Raw genomic sequence first — 8,048 nt, forward strand, 5'->3', positions numbered from 1 at the left:
GTGGGGGCCGGGGTGGCAACCGTCCGGGCGATTCCCGGAATCTTCTGAGGACGAGATTTTCGGACTTCCGGCAGCTCGCGGACCCGGTGAGACCAACCCGACACGTCTGGAGACGACGGATGGGAGCGCGCGCGGGTTTTCCACGCTAGAGTGTGGGCAGGAACTTACACACTCAAACGGGGCCGCCAAATTCCCCAGGCCGCCCCGCGAAAGCGCGAGGGGGTCAGCCATGGGCCGCGGCCGGGCTAAGGCAAAGCAGACCAAGGTTGCACGCGAATTGAAGTACAGCGTACCAACCACGGATTTTGACAGCCTGCAACGAGAGCTCTCGGGTGGGTCGTCCAACTCGCATCGGGACGAGGTCTTCGCTGACCAGCGTGCCGACAGGGAGGGTTACTCCTTGGAGGACGACGACGACTGGCGACGCTGAATACTGAACACTGAAATGAGGGGGAGCCGATTCGGGCTCCCCCTCATTTCCACATCTTCAGCCGCGCTACGGTGCGGTCAGGATGGTGCCAGGAAAGGGCGCGGAAGAATGGGGCCACACTCGGCCCCATTCCGTCCTACGTCGTCGGATCCCTACGTCGTCGGATCTCAGAAACGCGGGTGATCGCCCGCCAGCACTGCGCGCGCTGCTGACACCTCGTGCGACTTCTTCACACTGCCCAGCGTCCAGCAATCGATATGCCGTGCTGTCAGGACGGCGAGCGCGCGATCGACGTCTTCCGGCGCCACGATAGCGACCATCCCGACACCCATGTTGAAGGTCTGTTCCATTTCCGCTCGCTCGACGCGTCCGCGCTGCGCGATCATGGCGAAGATCGGCGCCGGACTCCAGGTGCCGCGATCGAGTTCGGCGACGAGGCCCTTGGGCATCACACGTGCCAGGTTGTTGGCCAGTCCACCGCCGGTGACATGGCAGAACGTGCGCACGTCGGCCTCGGCGGCCAGCGCCAGGCAGTCCTTGGCGTAGATCTTGGTGGGCTCGAGCATCTCCTCGCCGAGGGTGCGACCGAACTCGTCGACATGCGCCGTCAGGCTCATGTGATCGATCTCGAGCAGGACCCTGCGGGCCAGCGAGTATCCGTTGGAATGCAGTCCCGACGAACCCATGGCGATGACGACGTCACCGGGCCGGACCCGGTCGGGTCCGAGCAGCTGGTCAGCCTCGACCACACCGATTCCGGTGGCCGACAAGTCGTAGTCGCCGTCGGCCATCACGCCGGGGTGCTCCGCGGTCTCGCCGCCGAGCAGCGCACAGCCTGCCTGGATGCACCCCTCGGCAATGCCGCTGACCAGTTCCGCGACACGCTCGGGGACGACTCGCCCGACGGCGATGTAGTCCTGCAGGAACAGCGGCTCGGCACCGCACACCACGAGGTCGTCGACGACCATCGCCACCAGATCGAGGCCCACGGTGTCGTGCTTGTCCATCGCCTGAGCGACCACGAGCTTGGTGCCCACACCGTCGGTGGACGCAGCGAGTAGCGGTTCCTTGTAGTCACCCTTGAGCGAGAACAGACCCGCAAAACCACCGAGACCACCGAGAACCTCGGGACGGCTGGCCTTCTTGGCCAGTGGCGCGAAGAGTTCCACCGCCCTGTCGCCTGCGGCGATGTCCACTCCTGCGGCGGCATAAGACGCGCCCACGCGACTTGTCGGATCCTCGGTCATGTGGTTGTTACTCCAGCCTTCTGTTGCTCGTCAAAGTCTTCGTTCGGGGCAATCGAGTGCTGCGATTGCGTCCTAACGGTACCGGAGTACGTTCCGCCGCCGACTCGTTGTACTGGGCTACGGCCGACTCAGGGCTTCCGCGTTGTCGTTGTCCCGGATCGCGGGACCACCCACGGCGCTCTCGAGCATTCCCTCCAGAACGTTCTTGCCCATCGACGTTTCCCGGGGAAGCGCAATGGGGTAGTTACCGTCGAAGCAGGCCGCGCAGAGCCGGGTTGCCGGCTGCTCGGTGGCCGCGATCATGCCGTCGATCGAGATGTACCCGAGCGTGTCGGCACCGATCGACCGGCGCACACCCTCGAGCATGTCCTCGATGTTCCCGGACTCACCGCCCCCGGACTCTCCCGTATTGCCCCGTGCTCCGCTGGCGCCGTTTGCGATCAACTCGGCAGGTGAGGCGAAGTCGATGCCGTAGAAGCAGGGCCACTTCACCGGCGGCGAGGCGATCCGCACGTGAATCTCGAGCGCACCCGCCTCACGCAGCATCCGGATGAGAGCCCGCTGGGTATTGCCGCGGACGATCGAATCGTCCACCACGACCAGCCGCTTACCGCGAATGACTTCCTTGAGCGGATTCAGCTTGAGCCGGATACCGAGCTGACGGATCGTCTGCGACGGCTGGATGAAGGTGCGGCCCACGTATGCGTTCTTCATCAGGCCCTGGCCGTACGGTATGCCCGACCCTTGCGCGTACCCGACCGCCGCCGGAGTTCCGGATTCGGGAACCGGAATGACCAGATCGCCCTCGGCGGGGTGCTCCTTGGCGAGGCGCCGGCCGATCTCCACGCGGGTGGAGTGCACCGATCGGCCACCGATCACGCTGTCGGGGCGGGCGAGATAGACGTACTCGAAGACACAGCCCTTGGGTTCCGGGTTCGCGAACCGGGAGGAGCGGACGCCGTCCGCGTCGATGGCGAGAAGCTCACCGGGCTCGATGTCCCGTACGAACGACGCACCGACGATGTCGAGGGCGGCCGTCTCGCTGGCCACCACCCACCCGCGATCCAGGCGTCCGAGACACAGCGGACGGACGCCGTGCGGGTCACGTGCCGCATAGAGCGTGTGTTCGTCCATGAAAGTGAGGCAGAAGGCACCACGCAGCGTCGGCAGCAATTCCATGGCTGCCTGCTCGATGGTGCTGTCGGTGGCGGCATGGGCCAGCAGAGCGCCGACGACATCCGAGTCGGAGGTGGCGCCACCGGGGCGCTTGTCGTTGACCAGACCGGCTTCCCGGGCCCGGCCCGCCAGTTCGGCGGTGTTGACGAGGTTGCCGTTGTGACCGAGAGCCAATCCACTACCGGCCGCGGTGGTGCGGAAGATCGGTTGCGCGTTCTCCCATGTGGTCGAACCCGTGGTGGAGTAGCGGCAATGGCCGATCGCGACGTGGCCCGGCATCGCTGCGAGGGTCTGTTCGTCGAACACCTGGCTGACCAGTCCGAGATCCTTGAACACCAGTACCTGCGAACCATCGGCGACGGCGATGCCCGCCGCCTCCTGGCCGCGGTGTTGCAGAGCATAGAGGCCGTAGTAAGTGAGCTTCGCCACATCCTCGCCTGGGGCCCAGACGCCGAAGACACCGCATTCTTCGCGAGGTTCGTTCTCGTCCTCGTCGATCGGATGCGAGGCGGACGACTGCGAAGAGAGGAGATGTGGACTGTTAACCGACAGATCGGTTCGTGTCACCGGGGTGCTCCCTGGGGATGGGCGTGTGAGGGGCAACCGCCAGTCTACGTCCCGTTCGGTCTCCGCCTTCCCGCCGGTATGGTCCGCACGCGTGTCCCCCGGCGATGGCGGCGGACGTCGGTTAGGTTCTACTCGACTCGATCGTGTGTTTCACCACATACGGGGGCTTGCATGAAAACCGGTAGCGACAGCGCGAATACGGCGTCCCGCGTACTCCGAGCAGTCGAACTCTTGACGGGCATTTCCGTTCCCCTTCACGTCCGGTGTTGGGACAGCTCCGAGGCCGGACCCGAGTCGGAGGTCACAGTCGTCCTCCGCAACCGGCGCGCCGTCCGGCACCTGCTGTGGTCGCCCGGTGAGCTGGGGCTGGTCCGCGCGTACGTGTCCGGCGACCTCGACGTCGAAGGTGACATCTTCTCCTTGCTGTCGCTCCCCGATCTCGTCGACCGACTGGGGCGTACCGACGCGAAGCAACTCGGGCGGCGGAACTCCGCGCGCGCGTTGGGCCGACTCGTACAACTCGGCGGGCTCGGAGTGCGACCCCGTCCCCCGGCCGTCGAGGTGTCCCGGCGACGTGGATCGAAACACAGCAAGGCCCGTGACGCCTCGTCGGTGTCCCACCACTATGACGTCGGCAACGACTTCTACCGGCTCTTCCTCGGACCGACGATGGTCTACTCGTGCGCGTACTGGGACGAGGCCTCGGACGGGACCCTGGATTCTGCGCAGCGAGACAAACTGGATCTGGTCTGCCGCAAGCTGGGGTTGCGGCCGGGCATGCGCCTGCTGGACGTGGGCTGCGGGTGGGGGTCGCTGGCCATCCACGCGGCCCGGAACTACGGCGTCGACGTCGTAGGTGTCACCCTCAGCTCCGAGCAGAGGAGCTGGGCGCGGGCCCGTGCTGCCGAAGAAGGTCTCGCCGACCGCGTGGAGATCCGGATCCAGGATTACCGGGACGTGAAGGACGGCCCCTTCGACGCCATCTCGAGCATCGGTATGTCCGAACATGTCGGAGACGCCGCACTGCCGGTGTATGCGGCCCAGCTATTCGCACTGTTGCGGCCGGAGGGACGGCTGTTGAACCACGCCATCGCGGCGGTCGGAACCCGGCCGCGGGAGCATGCCAAACCGGGACTGATCGAGAACTACATCTTCCCGGACGGCGAAATCCTTCCGCTGAGCAGAACACTCGACGCCTTCGAACACGCCGGGCTGGAAGTGCGCGACTCCGAGGCCCTGCGTGAGCATTATGCCCTCACACTTCGTGCGTGGGTGAGCGCTCTGCGGCTGTCGTGGGACGACGCGATCCGCCTGGTCGGGGCCGAGCGCACCCGCACCTGGTTGCTGTACCTCGCCGCCAGCGCACTCGGGTTCGAGGAGAAGGGGCGGCTCACGATCCACCAGGTTCTCGCCGTCCGCCCGGGAGACGACGGGTCTAGCGGAATGCCGCGGACCCGCGAGGCATGGCTGGCCCGCACCCCGCTGGAGCCTGGATCACCGAACTAGTCCAGCCGAGGGACTCGTCCGGTGAGTCGCATCAGGAGAGATGCGATCGGTTCGCGGATCTCCTCTCCGCTGCCCACCTCCCATTCGATGTCGGTGGCGATCAGGCGGTGCCCCCTCAGCTTGCGTTTCGCCCAGAACGGCCAGCCCATCGACCACACACGGTCGGCTCCCGTTCTGGCGGCTGCGAGCGGCATCGGACGATCGATCCCGAGCGGCACTGCGATGTCCTGTCCGTGTACGAGGACGTCGAAGAGGATGTTCCGATAGTTAGTCACAGCGGGCAGGCGGCGGGAATCGGCATGCTCGCGCAACTCCTCCACGAGGTGGCCGTATGTGCGCTCGGTGGCATACCTGACGGCGACATCGTGGTTCATTCGGTCGAAGCTGCCGAAGGCCCGTAGCCCTGCCCGGATCATCGCGCCGACCGAGGGCGGCTGTGGTGCCAGCGCCAGATGCGCAGCCACATCGCGTACCCGCCAGCCATCGGCGAGGGACGGCGTGTTCCATTGGTCTTCGGTGAGACTTTCGAGGAGATCGGCGACCCCTCGACGCTCGACAGCGATGACTTTCCAGCTTTCGTCGGTGTCCATGACACACCTCGATTGGTAAGATTCTCTGACTAGTGTGCGCGCAGTGTTCAACCGCGGTCAAGGGATGACGATGAGCGAACTCAACCTCGGACTCCTGATGTTCGTCCCGTATCGGGCAATGGAGAATCGCGTGCTCGAAGCCGTCCGAGCGGCAGGCTTCGCCGACTTCACACTCGCACAGGCCCGGGTCTTCCAGCGCCTGCAACCGGACGGCTCCCGGATCACCGATCTCGCCGTCGGCGCACAAATCACCAAGCAGACGACGGGTTTTCTGGTCGATCAACTCGAGCGTGCCGGTTACGTCGAGCGGGTTCCCGACCCGTCCGACGCGCGCGCCAAGTTGGTCCGGATCGCCGAGCGTGGGCGTCGCGCCAACGAGGTGGCCGCGCTGACCGTTGCCGAGGTCGAGGGCGAATGGACCGAACACCTCGGTACGGAGCGTGCGAGGCAACTGCGCGACACGTTGCGCCTCCTCAGCGAGATCACCGACATCTGATCGCGTATCCGTATCGACGAACCGAGCGTGAGGTCCACACGCTCGGATGCAATCACCGACGGCCCCATTGCCCGGAGGCGAACCCGGGCGGCCAACCCCTCTAGATCCGCAGCAGCGGCAGCCAGTGCTCGATGTCGCCGGCCCGGCTTCCGGACGCCGTCACGGCACCGTCCGCGGTAGCCGCGACGAAATCGAGGCGGCCGGTGGCCAACAGAAGCCAGGTTCGCGGGTCGGTCTCCACGACATTGGGTGGGGTGCCACGCGTGTGGCGTGGGCCCTCGATGCACTGGACGGCCACGAAGGGGGGCACCCGAACCTCGACGCTCGAACCGGGCGCCACCTGCTCGAGTGTCCGGGCGCTGAGCCTGACCGCGGCGGCAAGCTGAGCACGGGCCGGTTTCTCGTCGGTGTCGCCGCGCAACCAGGGTGCGACGTCGAGTACCGCAGCTCTCAGTTCGGCAGGATCGACGGCACGGCGGGGTGGCATGCACTCAATCTACTGGTCCTCGGTTGGCCGATTTCGCGCTGCCCGTGCGGGCTGCCTTCGCTGCGATCGACCCACCCACGTTGATCGAAAGGTGCAGGAGCGCAGGGGCTACGACGCTGCCGCTCCGGCGCCGCAACTCCTCGAAGACCCATGCCGCAACGCCGGTGGCGATCACCGTGCCGGCCACACTGTCGCCCGCCGAACGAGCGGCGCGCACATGCCACAAACCGAAGATCAACGCATGTGCCGTGGTCGCGGCACTGCGGGGCCATGCTCGGCTCAGCATCGTCGACAGGACACTGCGGAACAACAGTTCCTCGGTGGCCACGGTGCCCACCGGGATGTGCAACGCCACCCATTCGGCGAAATCGGCCCGCGACTCCCCCTCGGCCAGTCGGGCGTGCAAGGCCGGCACCCGCGCGGCGACAGCGTAGGCGGCAGCCGGGACCATGGCGGCCAACGCGCCGTGGCGCAGTCCGGACGGCACTGCAGACGCCGCCAACCCCAGGTCGTGGGCCGTGTATCCCCTGCGGCGGGCGATGACCACCGCGGTCAACCCGGCCACGCCGCCCATGATCGCCCGCCCACGCGGACCCAGGCCCGACTGCGGCAGGGCCACGTTGTTCCACGCGAGGGCTGTCGCCGCGGTGACAACTGCTTCTCCCCGGCTCACTTCTCCGGACCTTCCGTCCCGGCGAGCGACTCGAGGGTCGCCCGCACCCTTTCGGTGTCGACGGCCGTCCAGCCCTCGGGTCGGGCGACGGCGATCCAGCCGTCCAGCACCAGGGTCCCGTAGTTGTGTCCGTGACCGTCGGGCACTCCGGCCGCATTCGTCAGGTCGGCCGACACCTGCCAGAAGGTCACGAACGGAAACCACCTCATCGACGGTGACCGATCGTCCCCCGGCGGCTCCTCCAACCAGTCGGGACGGGTCAGCACCAGGTCGGGCGACCACCAGACGACGGGATCGGACGGGTGCTGGAGGTACAGGATTCGCGGCGACAACCATTCGGTGTTCTCGACCATGTCGGCCGTGTCATCCGCGAAGCGGACGACCAGACCGTCGGCGTACTCGGGGTCCACCTCGGCGGTACCCGGGTCCCGCCGCTCGATCAGCTGGCCCCACAGGCGGTTGGCGTTCAGTGGACCCACCCACAACACACCGTCGACGGTACTTCTGATGTCGGCCAGGGAGTCGAAGGCACCCTCCCCCGCCTGCGTACCGAGGCTCTCTCCGTAGACGAACAGTTGCGGCCGTGTGGATTCCGGCTCCTGCAACCACCGCTCGTGGACACGGTCGATCAGTTGCCTACCGGCCGCGGCCGCCTTCCTCCCGTCGGCGAGGAACGAGATCCAGCTCGGCAGGTACGAGTACTGACTGGCCACCAACGCCGTATCACCGTTGTGTACCAACTCGATCGCCTGCGCCGCAGTCGGGTTGACCCACCCAGTCCCGGTAGTGGGAATGACGACGAGGACCTTCCGCTGAAAGGCACCGGTCCGTTCGAGTTCGCGAATCACGATGTCCATGCGGGCGTCGGAGTTCGCG

General features: G+C 66.5%; 9 protein-coding genes. 3 read left to right on the forward strand and 6 right to left on the reverse strand.

Annotation, left to right across the window (positions count from 1 at the left end):
* Positions 1-229 precede the first annotated feature (229 nt).
* Positions 230-430: a DUF3073 domain-containing protein gene (locus WAW17_RS31020; RefSeq protein ID WP_109327228.1), complete on the forward strand. Its 201-nt coding sequence runs from the start codon at positions 230-232 to the stop codon at positions 428-430.
* A gap of 167 nt (positions 431-597) precedes the next feature.
* On the opposite strand, the gene purM is transcribed toward WAW17_RS31020, so the two are convergent.
* Both purM and purF read right to left on the reverse strand, forming a co-directional pair.
* Positions 598-1,677, reverse strand: coding sequence for a phosphoribosylformylglycinamidine cyclo-ligase (gene purM / locus WAW17_RS31025; protein WP_422336669.1), 1,080 nt, complete (start codon positions 1,675-1,677; stop codon positions 598-600).
* A 117-nt stretch (positions 1,678-1,794) separates the two neighbouring features.
* A complete protein-coding gene (purF, locus tag WAW17_RS31030; protein WP_422336670.1) occupies positions 1,795-3,420 on the reverse strand; it encodes an amidophosphoribosyltransferase in 1,626 nt (541 codons plus the stop codon).
* 171 nt (positions 3,421-3,591) lie between these two features.
* Here purF and WAW17_RS31035 point away from each other — a divergent pair, with 171 nt between their 5' ends.
* Positions 3,592-4,926 (forward strand): class I SAM-dependent methyltransferase, encoded by a 1,335-nt coding sequence (locus WAW17_RS31035; RefSeq protein ID WP_422336671.1) that lies wholly within the window; start codon positions 3,592-3,594, stop codon positions 4,924-4,926.
* On the opposite strand, the gene WAW17_RS31040 is transcribed toward WAW17_RS31035, so the two are convergent.
* The gene (locus WAW17_RS31040) at positions 4,923-5,516 is read right to left on the reverse strand and encodes a maleylpyruvate isomerase family mycothiol-dependent enzyme (protein ID WP_422336672.1); all 594 of its coding nucleotides are present in this window, start codon (positions 5,514-5,516) and stop codon (positions 4,923-4,925) included. The genes WAW17_RS31035 and WAW17_RS31040 overlap by 4 nt on opposite strands.
* A 64-nt stretch (positions 5,517-5,580) precedes the next feature.
* Here WAW17_RS31040 and WAW17_RS31045 point away from each other — a divergent pair, with 64 nt between their 5' ends.
* A complete protein-coding gene (locus tag WAW17_RS31045) occupies positions 5,581-6,012 on the forward strand; it encodes a MarR family winged helix-turn-helix transcriptional regulator (protein WP_422336673.1) in 432 nt (143 codons plus the stop codon).
* Positions 6,013-6,112: 100 nt separating this feature from the next.
* Here WAW17_RS31045 and WAW17_RS31050 read toward each other — a convergent pair whose 3' ends face one another.
* The 3 genes from WAW17_RS31050 to WAW17_RS31060 form a co-directional block, all read right to left on the reverse strand.
* The gene (locus tag WAW17_RS31050; RefSeq protein WP_422336674.1) at positions 6,113-6,499 is read right to left on the reverse strand and encodes a sterol carrier family protein; all 387 of its coding nucleotides are present in this window, start codon (positions 6,497-6,499) and stop codon (positions 6,113-6,115) included.
* A gap of 4 nt (positions 6,500-6,503) precedes the next feature.
* Positions 6,504-7,172 (reverse strand): CPBP family intramembrane glutamic endopeptidase, encoded by a 669-nt coding sequence (locus tag WAW17_RS31055; protein ID WP_422336675.1) that lies wholly within the window; start codon positions 7,170-7,172, stop codon positions 6,504-6,506.
* On the reverse strand, positions 7,169-8,048 hold an 880-nt coding region (locus tag WAW17_RS31060), incomplete at its 5' end, for an alpha/beta-hydrolase family protein (RefSeq protein ID WP_422336676.1). The genes WAW17_RS31060 and WAW17_RS31055, both read right to left, overlap by 4 nt.

The sequence above is a fragment of the Rhodococcus sp. (in: high G+C Gram-positive bacteria) genome, from assembly GCF_049286785.1.
Classification (GTDB): Bacteria; Actinomycetota; Actinomycetes; order Mycobacteriales; family Mycobacteriaceae; genus Rhodococcus_F.

Excerpts from the sequence above, each read along its gene's own strand:
- WAW17_RS31045 (WP_422336673.1), top strand. The coding sequence starts at position 5,581 with ATGACGATGAGCGAACTCAACCTCGGACTCCTGATGTTCGTCCCGTAT.
- WAW17_RS31050 (WP_422336674.1), bottom strand. The coding sequence starts at position 6,499 with ATGCCACCCCGCCGTGCCGTCGATCCTGCCGAACTGAGAGCTGCGGTA.
- WAW17_RS31020 (WP_109327228.1), top strand. The coding sequence starts at position 230 with ATGGGCCGCGGCCGGGCTAAGGCAAAGCAGACCAAGGTTGCACGCGAA.
- purM (WP_422336669.1), bottom strand. The coding sequence starts at position 1,677 with ATGACCGAGGATCCGACAAGTCGCGTGGGCGCGTCTTATGCCGCCGCA.
- WAW17_RS31040 (WP_422336672.1), bottom strand. The coding sequence starts at position 5,516 with ATGGACACCGACGAAAGCTGGAAAGTCATCGCTGTCGAGCGTCGAGGG.
- WAW17_RS31035 (WP_422336671.1), top strand. The coding sequence starts at position 3,592 with ATGAAAACCGGTAGCGACAGCGCGAATACGGCGTCCCGCGTACTCCGA.